The sequence below is a fragment of the Stutzerimonas stutzeri genome, from assembly GCF_024448695.1.
Taxonomy (GTDB): domain Bacteria; phylum Pseudomonadota; class Gammaproteobacteria; order Pseudomonadales; family Pseudomonadaceae; genus Stutzerimonas; species Stutzerimonas stutzeri_T.
This window is the reverse complement of record NZ_JAMOHY010000030.1, coordinates 20,066-36,572: the sequence shown is the minus strand read 5'-3', so window position 1 is coordinate 36,572 and position 16,507 is coordinate 20,066. Positions and strand designations below refer to the sequence as shown.

Sequence of the window (16,507 nt, the reverse complement as noted above, 5' to 3'; positions counted from 1 at the left end):
CCGCTGCCAGGGCAGCGGTTCTTTATGGCGCAACCGGACTTAGTAGGCCAGTTCGAAGTGGGCTTCGTCCATGTCCATCAGGTTGTCGGCACCGGAAAGCATGGTTTCCACATGTGTACGTGTGCGCGGCAGAATACGCTGGAAGTAGAAGCGCGCCGTCTGCACCTTGGCGGTGTAGAAACCATCGCTGTCTTCGCCGGCGGCGATCTTCTCGGATGCCACACGCGCCATGTCTGCCCAGAAGTAGGCCAGGCAGGCGTAACCGCAGTACATCAGGTAATCCACCGAAGCGGCACCGACTTCCTCACGGTTCTTCATGGCGGCCATGCCGACCTTCATGGTCAGGTCGCCCCATTCCTTGTTCAGCTTGGCCAGCGGCTCAACGAACTGCTTGATCGATTCATTGCCTTCGTTGGCCTGGCAGAACTTGTGCACCACCTTGGTGAAGCCCTTCAGCGCTTCACCCTGAGTCATCAGCACCTTGCGACCAAGCAGGTCGAGTGCCTGAATACCAGTGGTGCCTTCGTACAGGCAGGAGATGCGGCTGTCACGCACGTTCTGCTCCATGCCCCACTCGGCGATGAAGCCATGACCACCGTAGACCTGCACGCCATGGTTGGCAGCCTCGAAACCCACTTCCGTCATGAACGCCTTGGCGATCGGAGTCAGGAACGCGAGCATGGCGTCAGCCGCCTTGCGCTGCTCTTCGTCCTGGCTGCGCTGGGAGATGTCGACCTGCTTGGAGGCGAAGTAGAGCATCGCACGGTTGCCTTCGGCGAAGGCTTTCATGGTCAGCAGCATGCGGCGTACATCGGGATGGACGATGATCGGATCGGCAGCCTTCTCGGGCGCCTTCGGGCCGGTCAGCGAACGCATCTGCAGACGCTCGCGAGCGTACTTGATGCCGCCCTGGAAACCGATCTCTGCATGGGCCAGGCCTTGCAGTGCGGTACCCAGACGTGCGGTGTTCATGAAGGTGAACATGCAGTTCAGGCCCTTGTTCGGCGGTCCGATCAGGAAGCCGGTGGCGCTGTCGAAGTTCATCACGCAGGTCGCGTTGCCATGGATGCCCATCTTGTGTTCCAGAGAGCCGCAGGACACACCATTGCGCTCGCCCACGCCGCCGTCGGCGTTCGGCAGGAACTTGGGCACGATGAACAGCGAAATACCCTTGGTGCCTTCCGGCGCATCGGGCAGGCGGGCCAGCACGATATGGACGATGTTGTCGGCCATGTCGTGTTCGCCCGCGGAGATGAAGATCTTGGTACCGCTGACCTTGTAGCTGCCATCGGCCTGCGGCTCTGCCTTGGTGCGCAGCATGCCCAGGTCGGTGCCGCAATGCGGCTCGGTCAGGCACATGGTGCCGGTCCATTCGCCGGAAACCAGCTTGGTCAGATAGGTCTGCTGCTGCTCGGGAGTGCCGTGTTCGTGCAGAGTATTCATGGCGCCATGGGACAGGCCGGGGTACATGCCCCAGGACCAGTTGGCTTCACCGATCATTTCGCTGATGGCCATGCCCAACGACTCTGGCAGCCCCTGACCGCCGTGCTCGACGTCGTGGGCCAGGCTCGGCCAGCCGCCTTCAACAAACTGTTGATAGGCTTCCTTGAAGCCGCTCGGCGTCTTCACACCTGTCTCGCTCCAGGTACAGCCTTCCATATCGCCTACGCGATTCAGTGGCGCGATGACCTGTTCGCAGAACTTGGCGCCTTCATCAAGAATCGCGTTGACCATGTCCGGGGTGGCATCTTCACAACCCGGCAGGCTCTGGTAATGCGCCTCGTAGCCGAGCAGCTCATCACGTACGAAGCGGATATCGCGCAAGGGGGCCTTGTAGTCGGGCATAGCGTAAACCTCAGCGGTGAGTTCTTTGTTCAGGCGACCGGGCGACCAGCCAGCCCTGGATGGGATTCTGACCGCTCGGCAATGCACGCAGCGGATCAAACAGGCGTTTGAAACATACGTTTCGGCCTGAGCGATGTCAAGCCGTGATCGGAACACCGTAGCGGCATTCTGTTCAATCAGTAAACAAAGCACGAGAGAGAGCCCGGAACGGGCATCGACAACTGGCCAGAACGGCCAGCAGATCAGGCGAGGGTGTTGATCAGGGTCCCGAGCACCTCGTCGGCACTCTGAATCATTCGCACACCGGCATTGGCTGCGTGTTCGCCGACTTTCATCTGCACGAGTTGCTCGGTTAGCTCCACCACTTCAGCGACAACCTGGGAATTGTCAGCAGCAGGCAGGCTGGCACCGGCAATCGCCGCGCCGGCCTCATCGATACGCTGTTGTCCGGCCTGAAAGGCACCAAGACCGGATGAGATGAGACTGTTGATTTCCATGATGCAGCTCCTGCAATCAGCTGGCCATCATTGAAGCAGAGACTGCGGTCTGGCGCCAGCGACACCTGGCTATAACGAACGCGTTGTTATAGCCAGGTGTCGAAGAACTGATCAGCGCAGCCGCTCCAGATCAAGCAAGCACGCGACCTCAGCGGCGTTGGCTACCGGTAAACGCGGCACTCGCCCCAGGCAAGGTGCAGCCAGGCGCTCGCCCAGTGTCGCAAGGTTCTCATCCAGGCGTGACGTCGCCGGGTCGACGATATTGGCAACCCAGCCAGCGAGCCGCAAGCCATCGCGCTCGATGGCTTCGGCGCTGAGCAGTGCGTGGTTGATGCAACCCAGGCGCACGCCCACCACCAGAATCACCGGCAGCCCAAGCAACAGCGCAAGGTCGGACAGGTTCTCGCGGCCCGCCAGTGGCACGCGCCAGCCGCCCGCGCCTTCCACCAGCGAGAAATCCGCCTGCAACGCCAGCATTCGCCTGACAGGTTCGGCCAGCCGCTCGGCACTCAGCTCGACGCCGGCTTCGCGTGCGGCCAGATGGGGCGCAATAGCCGGCTCGAAAGCAAAGGGATTGACCTGTTCATAACGCATCGGCAGCGTGCATTCGGCCAGCAGTGCCAGCGCATCACTGTTGCGCAATCCGCCGGCAGTCATTTCGCAGCCGGAGGCGACAGGTTTTGCCGCCGCGGTGCTGAGCCCCGCCCGCCGCGCGGCATGCAGCAAACCAGCGGCGATGGTGGTCTTGCCAACTTCGGTATCGGTGCCAGTGACGAAGAAAGCCGCAGCCATTTCAGGATTCCTTGCGCAGCACGCCATACACCACCTGATAGGTGGCCGGCAGACCGGATGGCGTGCGCAACTGCTCGTAGGCCTCGATCAGCGCGCGGATGCGGGCAGGGCCGGTGAGCCCCTCGGGCCGTCCGGGATTGAGGTTGTGCGCGCCCAGCGCCTTAAGTTCGTGAGTCAGCTGGCGCAACTCGACAAAATGCAGCACCTGAGGCTGCACCTCGATGCTTGTCAGCTTCAGGCCGCTGCCGACGCACAGGTTCTGGTAGGTTTCGATTGTCCGAAAGCGATTGACGTGGGCGAAACCGTCCACCGCCTGCCAGCTGTCGCGCAGCTCTTGCAGGGTGCCGCTGCACAGGCTGCTAAAGGCGAAGACGCCGCCAGGACGAAGCACGCGCTCGGCCTCGGCCAGCACGGCGGCAAAGTTTTCGCACCATTGCAGGGCCAGGCTGGAGAAGATCAGATCAACCGAGGCGCTGCGCAGCGGCAGGTTTTCGGCATCCCCCGCCACGAACGAAGCCGCACCGCCCTGCGGTGCGGCATGCCGCAGCATGCCTTCGGCGATATCCAGCGCCACACCTTCGCACTGCGCAAAACGCTGCGCCAGACGGCGCGAGAAATAGCCGGTACCGCTGCCGAGATCGAGCCAGCGCGCAGGTTGCAGGTCCTCCGGCAGGTGCTCGATCAGACTATTGCCGACTCTGCGTTGCAGTTCGGCCACGGCGTCATAGCTGGCGGCAGCACGGGAAAACGAAGCGGCGACGCGGCGCTTGTCCGGCAAGGCCGATGCAACATCTGCCACAACATCGTTCATGCGCCACGTCCTTCAATGAAGGCGACCATGCGTGCTGCCAGCTCATCGGCGTACTCCAGCGGCAACGCATGGCTGGCATCAGCCAGCACCGCGAGGTTGACGCCGGGCATCCAGTTGCGCAGCGCCGCAACGGCGGTCACCGGCACCAGTGCATCGCCCTCGGCAAACACATGCAGTTGCGGCCCGAAGTAGCCATGCAGTGCATCCCGGCCATCCAGTTGCGCCAGCAGTTGCAGACCCGCATCCAGCACCTCGACAGGCAGTTGCGCCTGACTGACCTGCAGTTGCCGGGCAAGCGTGCGCGGATCGAAGCCGCCACGGCTGCAGAGTGAACGAAAACGCTTGAGCGTTTGCTCGGGGTCGAGCCGGAAGGCTTCCTGAAAGGCATCGAAAATATCCGCCGGCATCGCCTCGGGCCACTGCGGACGGGCACGAAAACAGGGATTGCTGGCGAGGGTGATCAGGCCGGGGCAGTCATCGACACGCCGCGCAGCCAATTCGGTCGCCAACATGCCGCCCAGCGACCAGCCGGCGAGCCAGGCATCGCGGGGCAGGCGGCGATCCAGCTCATCCAGCCAGGCGCTGGCATCAGCCAGCTCCGGCAACGGCTCGATGCTTGTCTCAAGATGTGGCGCATGCTGGTTCAGTGCCTCGCACAGCGGCTGCAGGGCCGCCGCACCGAACGCCCAGCCGGGCAACAAAATCAGCTGATCACGCATGTTCTTCTGGCTCCTCGGCCAATCGAGTCCAGCATTCGGCCAGGACTTCCAGCAGATGTTCCACCTGCGCCTCGCCATGCGACGCACTGAAGGTGACACGCAGTCGCGCACTGCCGACCGGCACCGTGGGCGGGCGAATCGCGCCAACCAGAATGCCGCGTGCCTTGAGCGCAGCGGACAACGCCAGCGCACGTTCGCTGCTGCCGATCAGAATCGGCTGGATTGGCGTCGGGCTGTCAATCAGGCTCAGACCGATCTCGGCGGCCCCCTGGCGGAAACGGGCGATCAGGCGATTCAGATGCTCGCGCCGCCAGTGCTCGCTGCGCAGCAACTCCAGGCTTTTCAGCGTCGCGCAGGCGACCGCCGGTGGCTGGCTGGTAGTGTAGATGTAGGGCCGGGCAAACTGAATCAGCGTTTCGATCAGCTCCTCGCTACCCGCAACGAAGGCCCCTGCCGTGCCGAAGGCTTTGCCCAGGGTGCCGACCAGCACCGGGACGTCGTCGATGCCCAGGCCGAAATGCTCGACGATACCGCCACCGGTGGCGCCCAGCGGGCCGAAACCGTGGGCGTCATCGACCATCACCCAGGCGTCTCGCTGCTTCGCTTCGGCGCAGATCGCCGGCAGGTCGGCCAGGTCGCCGTCCATGCTGAACACGCCGTCAGTGACCACCAGCGTATTGCCGCAGGCCTTCTCCAGGCGCTTGGCCAGGCTCTCGGAATCGTTGTGCAAATAGCGCGAGAAACGCGCGCCGCTAAGCAGTCCGGCATCCAGTAGCGAAGCGTGGTTGATACGATCTTCAAGTACCGTATCGCCCTGCCCCACCAGCGCGGTGACGGTCGCGAGGTTGGCCATGTATCCCGTGGAAAACAGCAGTGCACGCGGCCTTCCGGTGAACTCGGCCAATGCCTCTTCCAGCTCATGGTGCGGTGTGCTGTGGCCGATCACCAGGTGCGAGGCACCCCCGCCGACGCCCCACTTCGCCGAACCCTGCTGCATCGCGGCGACCACCTCGGGGTGATTGGCCAGGCCCAGGTAATCGTTGGAACAGAAGGCCAGCAGCCGTTCGCCATCGACCATCACTTCGGGCTGTTGCGGACTCTGCAACAGCGGGCGCTGGCGATAGAGATGCTCGGCGTGGCGGGCGGCCAGGCGGGAAGCGAGATCGAAGCTCATGGGAACACCGCAAACAGGTGGATAACCGCAAGCGGATTATCCACCCTATGAAAAGGTTGGGCTGGCGTAGGGTGGATCGGGGCGCGCAGCTGGCGCTTTATCCATCCACCGAACGGACCATCAGACCGCTGCGTTGTAGAACAGCTTGGAATCGCGCTGCTCGATCAGCGCCTGCTCGATGGCGGCCTGATGAACCTCGTCGGCGTGTTCGTGGCGCTCCTCGGGCTGGATGCCAAGGCGCTTGAACAGCTGCATGTCCTTGTCGGCCTGGGGGTTGGTGGTGGTCAGCAGCTTCTCGCCATAGAAGATCGAGTTGGCGCCCGCGAGGAAGGCCAGGGCCTGCATCTGCTCGTTCATCTGCTCACGACCAGCGGACAGGCGCACATGGGATTTAGGCATCATGATCCGCGCCACGGCGAGCATGCGGATGAAGTCGAACGGATCGACGTCTTGTTCCTCGGCCAGCGGCGTGCCCTTGACCTTGACCAGCATATTGATCGGCACCGACTCCGGATGCTCAGGCAGGTTGGCCAGCTGGATCAGCAGGCCGGCACGGTCATCCAGCGACTCGCCCATGCCGAGGATACCGCCGGAACAGATCTTCATCCCCGCGTCGCGCACGTAGCTCAGCGTCTCCAGACGGTCGCCATAGGTGCGTGTGGTGATGATGTTGCCGTAGAACTCCGGCGAGGTATCCAGGTTGTGGTTGTAGTAGTCGAGCCCTGCAGCGGCCAGCGCGCGCGTCTGCTCCTGGTCAAGCTTGCCGAGGGTCATGCAGGTTTCCAGACCCAGCGCCTTCACCCCTTCGACCATCTTCAACACATAGGGCATGTCCTTGGCGGACGGATGTTTCCAGGCGGCGCCCATGCAGAAGCGCGTTGAGCCGATGGCCTTGGCTTCCGCCGCCGCCTCCAGCACTTTCTGCACTTCCATCAGCTTTTCTTTATCCAGACCGGTGTTGTAGTGGCCGGACTGCGGGCAATATTTGCAGTCTTCCGGGCAGGCGCCGGTCTTGATCGACAGCAGGGTGGAGACCTGCACGCGGTTGGCATCGAAGTGCTGGCGATGCACGCCTTGCGCCTGGAACAGCAGATCGTTGAAGGGCTGCTCGAAGAGCGCCCTGACCTCGGCGAGGCTCCAGTCGTGACGCGTGGCGCAAGCGGCAGTGGCGCTCATGGGGCATTCCTTGTACATAGGGTTTGGCACGGAAGCGAAATGGTTAGCCAAGCCGAAGACACTGTCAACCAGGAAAGGAATCATGGTTTACAACTGGTTAAAAATCGAACACTTCTGCCCGCTCTGCGATGAACGCTGCGAAGGCGATCACTCGCTTTGCTCCGCCTGCGAGGCTGATCTGCCGTGGCTCGGTGGACAATGCTCCATCTGTGCACTGCCACTGCCCGCAGCCGGCATGACCTGCGGCCAATGCCTGAAACGTCCACCTGCGTTCGATCATGTGGCCACACCCTGGCGCTTCGACTTTCCCGTAGACAGCCTGATTACCCGTTTCAAGCACCAGTCGCGCTGGCCGTTCGGACGACTGCTTGCCGAGCAGCTGGCGCGGCACCTGCTGCACGCCTTCGATGAAGGCCTCCCCCGCCCGAGCGCCCTGCTGCCGGTGCCTCTGGCGCACAAGCGGCTGCGCCAGCGCGGTTTCAACCAGGCGACCATGCTGGCCGACTGGTTGAGCCCTGTTCTGGAGATCCCTGTACGCAACGACCTGCTGCAACGTATCCATGACACGCCCTCCCAGCAGCAGCTGGACGCCGCTGCGCGACACCGCAACCTGCGCCGCGCCTTCGCCCTCCCTGATCCGCAACCGCTACGCGGCCAACATTGGGCGATCATTGATGACGTTCTCACCACCGGCGCCACGGCCGAAGCGCTGGCTCGCCTGCTGAAACGGGCCGGCGCGACGCGGGTGGATATCTACTGCCTGGCGCGCACACCGAAGCCGGGAGATTAGGCCTGCCGCGGCTCATCAGGACTGCGCCGGTTGTTTAAAACCCCCGGTGCAATACACTGATCGGCCCATTCGCGGAGCCGCCCATGAGCCATCCTTTCGACACACTCACGCCGGACCTTGTGCTCGATGCCGTGGAAAGTGCCGGCTATATCAGCGATGCGCGCGTGCTGGCGTTGAACAGTTACGAAAACCGGGTTTATCAGGTCGGCATCGAGGACGGGACCCCGCTGATCGCCAAGTTTTACCGCCCCGGACGCTGGAGCAACGAGGCCATTCTGGAAGAGCACCAGTTCAGCCAGGAGTTGGCGGACCGGGAAATCCCACTGGTAGCGCCCTTGTCGCGTGACGGTCAGACACTGTTCGAGCACGCCGGCTTTCGCTTTGCACTGTTTCCGCGTCGTGGCGGTCGGGCGCCAGAGCCGGGCAATCTCGATCAACTCTATCGCCTGGGCCAGTTGCTCGGACGCATGCATGCGGTCAGTGCCAGCCGTCCGTTCGAGCATCGCGAATCCCTGAACGTGGAAAATTTCGGCCATGCCTCGCTGAATACTCTGCTCGAGGGCAACTACGTTCCGAAAAGCCTGCTACCGGCTTACGAGTCGGTGGCGCGCGACTTGCTCAAGCGGGTCGAAGACGTGTTTGCGCAGACGGAGTTCCAGCCGATTCGCCTGCATGGCGACTGTCACCCTGGCAACATTCTTGCCCGCGACGATGCCTTTTATCTGGTCGATCTGGATGACTGCCGCATGGGACCTTCGGTGCAGGACATCTGGATGATGCTCGCCGGTGAGCGCCACGAGCGCCTCGGGCAGCTGTCGGAACTGGTCGATGGCTATAACGAATTCCACGATTTCACCCCGCGCGAACTGCCGCTGATCGAAGCCCTGCGAGCCCTGCGCCTGCTGCACTACAGCGCCTGGCTGGCCCGCCGCTGGGACGACCCGGCCTTCCCGATGAGCTTTCCCTGGTTCGGCAGCGAACGCTACTGGGGCGATCAGGTGTTGATCCTGCGGGAACAGATGTCAGCGCTGCAGGAAGAGCCGTTGAAGTTGTTCTAGATCCCGAACAAGTCGGCTTGCGTAGGGTGGATGTCGCTTTTTACATCCACCTTTGCCTTCCGGGTGCCTTGCGGTGGAACGATGAAGCGGGATCCACCCTTGTATGACCGGGGCCAAAAGGCGTTGCGGCTACAGTGGGAACACCACGTGCCGGCTTTGTTGTGCGCGAAGCCCACTCTACTTTCGCGAAGCAGCGGCTTCAGGCTTACGCCTGCTTCTCCTCAATCAACCAGTCCAGCCGCCATCCGCCTTCGCTCTGCGCCAGCTGCTCGGCCAGCCAGGGCAGCAGCTCGCGCAACTCCTCTTCCAGCCCCCATGGCGGGTTGCTGATGGCCAGCCCGGAACCGTTAAGACGCAGGGCTTCGTCGGTGGGATGGACGAACAGTTCGGCGCGCAGCAGCTTTGGCGCGCCGCTGCGTGACAGGTCCTGATAAAAGCGCCGGAGCTGGCGTTCGTCCTTGATCGGGTACCAGATCACGCCGATGGTCTGGCGCATGCGGCCCAGCGCTTCCTTGAGTGCCGTCACGCAGCGGCTGAGCTCGTCGGCCTGCTCGAAGGGCGGATCGATCAGCAGCACCACGCGCTTTTCCCGTGTCGGCATCAACGCGCGCGGCACGTGCCAGCCTTCACCCAGATGCACGGCGACACGCTCGTCGGCCATGTTGTCCTTCAGCAGGCGGCCATCCTCGGGATGCTTTTCATTGAGCTGCAGGTGATCCTGTTCACGCGTCAGTTGTCGCGCCAGCTCCGGCGAGCCGGGGTAGTAACGCAATGCGCCATCGGGATTAAGTGCACGCACCACGCCAAGGTAATCATCGAGCAGCGCTGGCCTGTCTTCGGCCCGCCAGATACGCTCGATGCCCTGCAACCACTCGCCGGTACGGCTCGCCTGATCGCCTGCCAGGTCGTAAAGACCAACGCCGGCATGGCTGTCGAGGTAGGCAAACGGCGCCTCCTTGCGTGACAGCAGGGCAAATATCCTGCTCAAGACCAGGTGTTTGAACACATCGGCATGGTTGCCGGCATGGAAGGCGTGGCGGTAATTCATCGGGCGCTCCTCAAGAGCCGCGCAGTTTACCGTGCTGTCCAGAACTGTGCAGAACGATGATGACCAACGTCGTTTCTCCCATGCCGGTCACGAACTACAGTAACCACTCTACAAGACGACTGAACGGAGCTGACCCATGGATCTGCGTAACCTTCTTGGCACCGAGCTGCCCATCATCCAGGCGCCCATGGCAGGTGCGCAGAATCACCTGCTGGCTGCTGCGGTCTGCGAAGCCGGCGGCCTGGGCTCGATTCCCGCGGGCATGCTCGATTCCCAGACGCTGGAAGCCGAACTGAGCGCCATCGAGGCGCTGACCGAGCGTCCCTACAACGTCAATTTCTTCTGCCACCAGACGCCAACCAGCGACCCGTCGCGCATCGAGGCCTGGCACGAACTGCTGGCGTCCTGGTTCGCCGAATTCGGCATCGACCCGGCTCACATCCCCAGCGGCCCGACCCGCCAGCCGTTCGATAGCGCGATGGCGGACGTGCTGGAGCGCCATCACCCGGCAGTGGTCAGCTTCCACTTCGGCCTGCCATCAGCCGAACTGCTGCAGCGCGCCCGCGCCACCGGAGCGAAGATCGCCTCCAGCGCCACCACCCTCGAAGAAGGCCTCTGGCTGCAGCAGCACGGTGTCGACCTGGTGATCGCCCAGGGACTGGAAGCCGGCGGCCATCGCGGGATCTTTCTCAACGAAGACCTGACCACCCAGCTCGGCACCTTCGCCCTGCTGCCGCAGCTGGTCGAAGCGCTGGATGTTCCGGTAATAGCCGCCGGGGGTATCGCCGATGCCAAGGGTGTCGCTGCAGCCCAGGCCCTGGGCGCCGCTGGCGCGCAGCTCGGCACCGCCTACCTGCTGTGTCCGGAAAGCCGCACCAATGCCCTGCACCGTGCCGCGCTGAAAAGCCCGCGCGCGCGGCACACGGCGCTGACTACGCTGTTCACCGGACGCCCGGCACGCGGCATCCTCAACCGCCTCATGCGTGAACTCGGCCCGTTGCCCGAAGGCATACCGGACTTCCCGCTGGCCGGCAATGCCATCAGTGCACTGCGGCAAAAGACAGAAAGCCTCGAGCTGGATCACTGCACGCCATTGTGGGCTGGGCAGAACGCCAGCGGCTGTCGCGAAATTCCGGCGGCGCAGCTGACCCGTGAGCTGGCGAGCGGCTGGACCCGCTGACAGCTGCACACGGCCTGTTCAGCCAACGAACAGGCCTGCCAGGCCACAGCAGCCAGACTTGACCACAGTCAAGGCAGATGGCCATCACCTGATCAATGTTTGCCTTCGGCTCGCCACCCGCGGGGCCGAAGGCCTGCTCTCGCCTGTGGACCGGTTCGATCTGCTGGTCCATTGCGACACTTGGAGGCCGTTCGAGAACACCCATAACCACAACAAGACAGTGGAACATCGAGCATGGCAAACATCATCCGGCAACTCCCGCTGCGCGTTTCGCTGATCATTCCGATCCTCTTCATTTCGACACTGCTGTTGACTGTGCTCCTCTGGCAACTGGCATTCGTCTACTGGCCGCAGGCACAGCAGGCGCAGGCCTACCGGACTGCCAACCTGATGTCGGACAGCCTGCTGGAAGCCGCCGCCGAACAGGCCAAGGAACGCGGGTTCACGGCAGGCCTGCTGGGCAACGACGCAGCGACCGGGCGCAACGAGGCGTCACGGGCGCAGATTCGCGAGGCACGCCAGAAAGGGAATGAGGCCCTGTCGCGGGCACTCAGCCTCGCCAGCGAGCTGATGGAAAGCGGCTGGGCCGTACAGCGGCTCGGGCAGAGCGTCGCCAACGTCCAGCGCACCCGGGACAGCGTTGAACATCTTCGCCAGCGGATCGACGCACGTGAAACGGGCAACACCGTGGAGGTTACTCACTGGGTCGGAGCAATGTCAGCGTTGATTTCCGCCGGAGCGCGCTTGCGCAATGACGCCTTTCTACCCAACACGCCGCTTGCCAACGCCGCGTTCAAGAACACCGAACTCAAGCAGTCGATCTGGCTGGCATCGGAATACGCCGGTCGCGAGCGCGCGCAGTTGGCCGTGATCATCGCCCGTCGCCAACCCCTGGATGCAGCGGCCCGGGAAAGCCTGCTGAGCAACCGCAGTGTGGTCGATGCCCAGCTGGCATACCTCAGGGAAGTGGGGCTGCCGTTTCTGGCCAGCGAGGCGAACCCGGCCATTTCAAATGCCTGGGAAACGCTGGAAAAAAGCTTTATCCGCGACTTCGAGCGCCTGCGCAACCAGGTCCATGTCGCTGGCACCACGGGCGATTACCCGATAACCGACCAGCAGTGGCTGGAAGCCGCCACGGCCGCCATCGACAGCCTGCTCGCCTTCGGTCAGGCCATCAGCGCCAGTGCGGCGACCGATGCTTCCCGGGCCAATGATGAAGCGCTGCGCGGCTTCTGGGTTTCCATCCTGATGAGTGCCGGCGTCCTGCTGATCACTGCGGCCCTGTTCCTGCTGGTAAGGGCGATTTGCACACGCCTGCAGCGGTCGGTGGTTTCCATTCAGCAGGCAGAGCGCAACAACGACCTCAGCCTTCGTCTGGACGAAGCAGGGCGTGATGAGCTGGCTCAACTTGGTCGCGCCTACAACGCCATGCTGGAGCGCTTCGGCAACATTATCGAGGCAGTGAACGAAGCAGCGGCCACGGTCAGCAGCGGCACCGAGCAGGTAGCAGCCGCAGCCACGCAGACCGAAATGGGCGTCAGCCGACAGCGTGATGCCATCGCCCAGGTAGCAGCGGCCATGACCGAAATTGCCGCAGCGGTACAGGAAGTGGCCGGCAATACCAGCCTGGCAGCGCAAGCCTCCCAGGAAACCGACATCCAGGCCCGCAGCGGTCGTGACGTGGTGCAGAACACCGCCAACAGCATCGATCAGCTGGTGCACGAAATCGGTCAGGCGGCCCAGACCATACGCGACCTGCAGACGGACAGCAGCCAGATCAGCGTGATTCTGAAAGTGATCAACAGCGTCGCCGAGCAAACCAACCTGCTGGCGCTCAATGCCGCCATCGAGGCTGCCCGGGCCGGCGAGCATGGACGCGGTTTCGCCGTGGTTGCCGACGAAGTGCGCAGCCTGGCCACGCGGGTTGGCCAATCCACCGAGGAAATCAACGCCATGATCAGCCTGCTACAGGGCCAGGCGCATCAGGCAGTCGAGACGATGGAGCGCAGCCAGCAGGAGGCCGATGCCAGTGTCGCCTTGACCAGGGAGTCCGGCAGCGCGCTGCTGCGCATCGTTTCATCCGCCGAAACCATCAACCAGATGACGGCACAGATCGCCACCGCAGCCGAAGAGCAGACCTGCGTGACCACCGACATGGATCGCAGCATCTCGGAGATCGAGCTCATCGCCGAAGAAAGCACCCGAGCAGCCAGCGAGACAGTCAGTGCTGCGAGGGAAATCAGGCAGAGCATGTTGCGCCTGAAGCAACTGGTGGGGCAGTTCCGCGTGCAGGCGGCCTGATCAATACTCAGGGAGTGCGCAGCAAGGGCGTCTGCGCCAGCTCAGCCAGATTCGCCGAACCGGTGCAGAAGCAAACGATCCGCAACTGCTCGGTCAGGACCCGAAAGTGCTCCACCACGGCCTCGCTGGAAATCAGCGCGCTCTCCAGTACGGCGGCGGCCTGGCCGACCAGATTGGCGCCGAGACGGATCGCCTTGGCCGCGTCAATGCCATTGGCGATGCCGCCAGAGCCGATCAGGATCGCATCGGGGCAGGCCTGACGCACCGAGGCAATCGCCTGCGCGGTGGGAATCCCCCAGTTGGCGAAGGCTTCGGCCACGCCGCGCTGATGGGCATTGACGGCCCGTTCGCTCTCGACCGCCGCCCAATTGGTGCCCCCGGCGCCGGCCACATCAAGTACCGCAACCCCGGCATCCAGGAGTTGTCGGGCAACCCGCGCCGACAGTCCCGAACCGACTTCCTTGACCACCAGCGGCGCTTCCAATACAGCAGCCAGGCGCTCGATGGCACTCAGCACGCCGCACCAGTTGCGATCACCTCGATTCTGCACCGCCTCCTGCAGCGGATTGAGATGAATGATCAGCGCATCAGCGTCGATCATTTCCAGCGCCCGGCGCGCCTGATCCACGCCATAACCCTGCACCAGCTGCGCCGCACCGATATTGCCCAGCAGCGGCACGCTCGGCGCCAGCCGTCGCAATTCCCGCGTCAAGCCCGTGCCGTCACCGCCCCGCTCCAGCGCAACCCGCTGCGAGCCCACCGCCAGGGCGATGCCCAATTCCTCGGCGGCCTCGGCAAGGTGATGATTGATCGCTTCGGCGCGCTGCGCGCCACCGGTCATCGAACTGATCAGCAGCGGCGCTGCCAGCGGCTTGCCGAACAGGGAGGTGGAAAGATCCACCGCCGCCAGATCCAGCTCCGGCAGTGCGCAATGCTCGAAATGCAGGCATTCGAAACCACTGGCGACAACCGGCCTGGCGCGCTGTGACGCCAGAACGATATCCAGATGCTGGTTCTTGCGCGTCGTCAGTTCGGTTTCGCTCATGCGCTGCTTCCCCCTTTGTCAGTTTGGAGCGCACGCAGGATGCCAGAAGTTCCCTGACAAAGGGCCAAGGGCCTGTTAGGTGCTGCCATCACGCGAATAGATGGTGCTGTCCCCGCAAGACGCTGCTTCGTAGACTCCGGGCATAAAACCGGAGGTCATATCCATGTCCGAAACGCTGCTCTGCCCGCGCAACCTCGCCTTCGAGCTCTATGAAGTGCTGGACGCCGAAACGCTGACCCGGCGCGAGCGCTTTGCCGACCACAACCGCGAAACTTTCGATGCGGCCCTTGGAACGGCCCGCCACATCGCCGAGAAGTACTTCGCGCCGCACAACCGCACATCCGACGAGCATGAGCCGCAGTACCTGAACGGTGAAGCCGTGCTGATCCCTGAAATCAAGCCAGCAGTGGATGCCTTTATCGAGGCGGGCTTTCACAACGCCCAGCGCAGCTTCGACGATGGCGGCATGCAACTGCCGAATCTGCTGTCGCGGGCCTGTTTCGCACATTTCCAGTCGGCCAATATCGCCACCAGCTCCTATCCGATGTTGACCATGGGCGCGGCGCACCTGATCGAGGCTTTCGGCTCCGAGGAGCAGAAGCAGCGCTTCCTGCAGCCGATGATAGAAGGCCGTTTCTTCGGCACCATGGCGCTCACCGAACCGCATGCCGGCTCCTCGCTGTCGGACATCCGCACCCGCGCCGAACCGGTCGGCGACGGCAGCTATCGCCTCAAGGGCAACAAGATCTTCATCTCCGGCGGCGACCATCCGCTGTCGGAAAACATCGTGCACATGGTGCTGGGCAAACTGCCGGACGCACCGCCCGGCGTGAAGGGCATCAGCCTGTTCATCGTGCCGAAGTTCATGGTCAACGACGATGGCAGCCTGGGCCCGCGCAATGACGTGCTGCTCGCCGGCCTGTTCCACAAGATGGGCTGGCGCGGCACCACCAGCACGGCGCTGAACTTTGGCGACAACGGCGCGTGCATCGGTTATCTGGTAGGCGAGCCGCACAAGGGCCTGACCTACATGTTCCAGATGATGAACGAGGCGCGCATCGGCGTCGGCATGGGCGCGATCATGCTCGGCTACGCCGGCTACCTCTATTCACTGAACTACGCCCGCGAGCGCCCCCAGGGCCGCCTGCCGGACGACAAGGACCCAGCCTCAGCGCAGGTGCCGATCATCGAGCACACCGACGTCAAGCGCATGCTGCTGATGCAGAAGGCCTACGTCGAAGGCGCCTTCGATCTCGGCCTGTACGCGGCGCGTCTGACGGATGACCAGCAGACCGCCGACAGCGAACAGGAACGTCGCGATGCCGGCGAGCTGCTCGATCTGCTCACGCCCATCGTCAAGTCCTGGCCCTCGGAGTTCTGCCTCAAGGCCAACGAGCTGGCCATCCAGATTCTCGGCGGCCATGGCTACACCCGCGAATACCCGGTGGAGCAGTACTACCGCGACAACCGCCTCAACCCGATCCATGAAGGCACCCACGGCATCCAGTCGCTGGACCTGCTGGGCCGCAAGCTGATGCAGAACAAGGGCGCGGGTCTGCGCCAGCTGCTCGGGCTGATTCAGGACTGTTGCGAACGTGGGAGTGCACATGAAACGCTGACGCCTCTGCGCCAGCCTCTCGAGCAGCATATTGCGCATCTGACTCGCGTGACGCAGACGCTGCTCGGCGACCTGATGGCAGGCAGGGTCAATCAGACCCTGGCCAATTCGGCGCTGTACCTGAAGGTATTCGGCCATGCGGTGATCGGCTGGCGCTGGCTGGAGCAGGCGATCCATGCAGAGCACGGCCTGGCTGGGGGCAAAGAAGCAGACAGCGACTTTTACAGAGGCAAGCTGCAGGCCGCTCGTTACTTTCTGACCTGGGAAGTGCCGGGCTGCAGACAAGAACTGGCCCTGCTGGAGGCGCGTGACGATACCTGTCTAACGATGAACAGCAGTTGGTTCTGATTTACTGACGCGCATGAATGCCTCTTGTCCAAGAGGCATTTTTTTTGACAGTCCGTCAAATCATCGGGTTAGAATCGCTGGCATGTCCCGTGCATAAGTTGCCGG

Annotated in this window: 14 protein-coding genes; 5 read left to right on the top strand and 9 right to left on the bottom strand. The window is 63.2% G+C overall.

Annotation, left to right across the window (positions count from 1 at the left end; genetic code table 11):
- Positions 1-39: 39 nt before the first annotated feature.
- From NAV32_RS15870 to bioB, 7 genes are all read right to left on the bottom strand, one after another.
- Complete coding sequence (locus NAV32_RS15870; protein WP_256053770.1) at positions 40-1,845, bottom strand: phenylacyl-CoA dehydrogenase; 1,806 nt, start codon at positions 1,843-1,845, stop codon at positions 40-42.
- A 242-nt stretch (positions 1,846-2,087) separates the two neighbouring features.
- The gene (locus NAV32_RS15865; protein ID WP_256053769.1) at positions 2,088-2,342 is read right to left on the bottom strand and encodes a hypothetical protein; all 255 of its coding nucleotides are present in this window, start codon (positions 2,340-2,342) and stop codon (positions 2,088-2,090) included.
- A 111-nt stretch (positions 2,343-2,453) separates the two neighbouring features.
- Positions 2,454-3,134: a dethiobiotin synthase gene (gene bioD / locus NAV32_RS15860; RefSeq protein WP_256053768.1), complete on the bottom strand. Its 681-nt coding sequence runs from the start codon at positions 3,132-3,134 to the stop codon at positions 2,454-2,456.
- Position 3,135: 1 nt separating this feature from the next.
- The gene (bioC, locus tag NAV32_RS15855) at positions 3,136-3,945 is read right to left on the bottom strand and encodes a malonyl-ACP O-methyltransferase BioC (RefSeq protein ID WP_256053767.1); all 810 of its coding nucleotides are present in this window, start codon (positions 3,943-3,945) and stop codon (positions 3,136-3,138) included.
- On the bottom strand, positions 3,942-4,664 hold the full coding sequence (locus tag NAV32_RS15850) for an alpha/beta fold hydrolase (RefSeq protein ID WP_256053766.1): 723 nt from the start codon (positions 4,662-4,664) through the stop codon (positions 3,942-3,944). Before NAV32_RS15850 ends, bioC begins: the two co-directional genes overlap by 4 nt.
- Entirely contained in the window at positions 4,657-5,838 is a 1,182-nt protein-coding gene (bioF, locus tag NAV32_RS15845; protein WP_256053765.1) for an 8-amino-7-oxononanoate synthase, read from the bottom strand. Before bioF ends, NAV32_RS15850 begins: the two co-directional genes overlap by 8 nt.
- 120 nt (positions 5,839-5,958) lie before the next feature.
- A complete protein-coding gene (bioB, locus tag NAV32_RS15840) occupies positions 5,959-7,014 on the bottom strand; it encodes a biotin synthase BioB (RefSeq protein WP_256053764.1) in 1,056 nt (351 codons plus the stop codon).
- A gap of 82 nt (positions 7,015-7,096) precedes the next feature.
- On the opposite strand from bioB, the gene NAV32_RS15835 reads away from it, so the two are divergent.
- Positions 7,097-7,804: a ComF family protein gene (locus NAV32_RS15835; protein ID WP_256053763.1), complete on the top strand. Its 708-nt coding sequence runs from the start codon at positions 7,097-7,099 to the stop codon at positions 7,802-7,804.
- Positions 7,805-7,887: 83 nt separating this feature from the next.
- Positions 7,888-8,862 carry a serine/threonine protein kinase gene (locus NAV32_RS15830; RefSeq protein WP_256053762.1) on the top strand — a complete coding sequence of 325 codons (975 nt, stop codon included), beginning with the start codon at positions 7,888-7,890 and terminating at the stop codon, positions 8,860-8,862.
- 205 nt (positions 8,863-9,067) lie between these two features.
- On the opposite strand, the gene NAV32_RS15825 is transcribed toward NAV32_RS15830, so the two are convergent.
- Entirely contained in the window at positions 9,068-9,910 is an 843-nt protein-coding gene (locus tag NAV32_RS15825) for a 23S rRNA (adenine(2030)-N(6))-methyltransferase RlmJ (protein ID WP_256053761.1), read from the bottom strand.
- Positions 9,911-10,046: 136 nt separating this feature from the next.
- Between NAV32_RS15825 and NAV32_RS15820 the strand changes: the two genes are divergently transcribed.
- Together NAV32_RS15820 and NAV32_RS15815 are read left to right on the top strand one after the other, a co-directional pair.
- Positions 10,047-11,090 carry an NAD(P)H-dependent flavin oxidoreductase gene (locus NAV32_RS15820; protein ID WP_256053760.1) on the top strand — a complete coding sequence of 348 codons (1,044 nt, stop codon included), beginning with the start codon at positions 10,047-10,049 and terminating at the stop codon, positions 11,088-11,090.
- A 234-nt stretch (positions 11,091-11,324) separates the two neighbouring features.
- The gene (locus NAV32_RS15815) at positions 11,325-13,391 is read left to right on the top strand and encodes a methyl-accepting chemotaxis protein (protein WP_256053759.1); all 2,067 of its coding nucleotides are present in this window, start codon (positions 11,325-11,327) and stop codon (positions 13,389-13,391) included.
- A 7-nt stretch (positions 13,392-13,398) separates the two neighbouring features.
- Here the strand turns inward: NAV32_RS15815 and fni are convergent, their stop codons facing one another.
- Positions 13,399-14,436 carry a type 2 isopentenyl-diphosphate Delta-isomerase gene (fni, locus tag NAV32_RS15810; protein ID WP_256053758.1) on the bottom strand — a complete coding sequence of 346 codons (1,038 nt, stop codon included), beginning with the start codon at positions 14,434-14,436 and terminating at the stop codon, positions 13,399-13,401.
- Between the two features lie 163 nt (positions 14,437-14,599).
- Between fni and NAV32_RS15805 the strand changes: the two genes are divergently transcribed.
- Positions 14,600-16,402, top strand: coding sequence for an acyl-CoA dehydrogenase (locus NAV32_RS15805; RefSeq protein ID WP_256053757.1), 1,803 nt, complete (start codon positions 14,600-14,602; stop codon positions 16,400-16,402).
- Positions 16,403-16,507: the final 105 nt, after the last annotated feature.

What these genes read in the sequence shown, in the direction of transcription:
- NAV32_RS15825 (WP_256053761.1), bottom strand. Translation starts at nt 9,910, where the DNA reads ATGAATTACCGCCACGCCTTCCATGCCGGCAACCATGCCGATGTGTTC.
- NAV32_RS15865 (WP_256053769.1), bottom strand. Translation starts at nt 2,342, where the DNA reads ATGGAAATCAACAGTCTCATCTCATCCGGTCTTGGTGCCTTTCAGGCC.
- NAV32_RS15830 (WP_256053762.1), top strand. Translation starts at nt 7,888, where the DNA reads ATGAGCCATCCTTTCGACACACTCACGCCGGACCTTGTGCTCGATGCC.
- NAV32_RS15820 (WP_256053760.1), top strand. Translation starts at nt 10,047, where the DNA reads ATGGATCTGCGTAACCTTCTTGGCACCGAGCTGCCCATCATCCAGGCG.
- NAV32_RS15815 (WP_256053759.1), top strand. Translation starts at nt 11,325, where the DNA reads ATGGCAAACATCATCCGGCAACTCCCGCTGCGCGTTTCGCTGATCATT.
- NAV32_RS15850 (WP_256053766.1), bottom strand. Translation starts at nt 4,664, where the DNA reads ATGCGTGATCAGCTGATTTTGTTGCCCGGCTGGGCGTTCGGTGCGGCG.
- fni (WP_256053758.1), bottom strand. Translation starts at nt 14,436, where the DNA reads ATGAGCGAAACCGAACTGACGACGCGCAAGAACCAGCATCTGGATATC.
- NAV32_RS15870 (WP_256053770.1), bottom strand. Translation starts at nt 1,845, where the DNA reads ATGCCCGACTACAAGGCCCCCTTGCGCGATATCCGCTTCGTACGTGAT.
- bioB (WP_256053764.1), bottom strand. Translation starts at nt 7,014, where the DNA reads ATGAGCGCCACTGCCGCTTGCGCCACGCGTCACGACTGGAGCCTCGCC.
- bioF (WP_256053765.1), bottom strand. Translation starts at nt 5,838, where the DNA reads ATGAGCTTCGATCTCGCTTCCCGCCTGGCCGCCCGCCACGCCGAGCAT.
- bioC (WP_256053767.1), bottom strand. Translation starts at nt 3,945, where the DNA reads ATGAACGATGTTGTGGCAGATGTTGCATCGGCCTTGCCGGACAAGCGC.
- bioD (WP_256053768.1), bottom strand. Translation starts at nt 3,134, where the DNA reads ATGGCTGCGGCTTTCTTCGTCACTGGCACCGATACCGAAGTTGGCAAG.
- NAV32_RS15805 (WP_256053757.1), top strand. Translation starts at nt 14,600, where the DNA reads ATGTCCGAAACGCTGCTCTGCCCGCGCAACCTCGCCTTCGAGCTCTAT.
- NAV32_RS15835 (WP_256053763.1), top strand. Translation starts at nt 7,097, where the DNA reads ATGGTTTACAACTGGTTAAAAATCGAACACTTCTGCCCGCTCTGCGAT.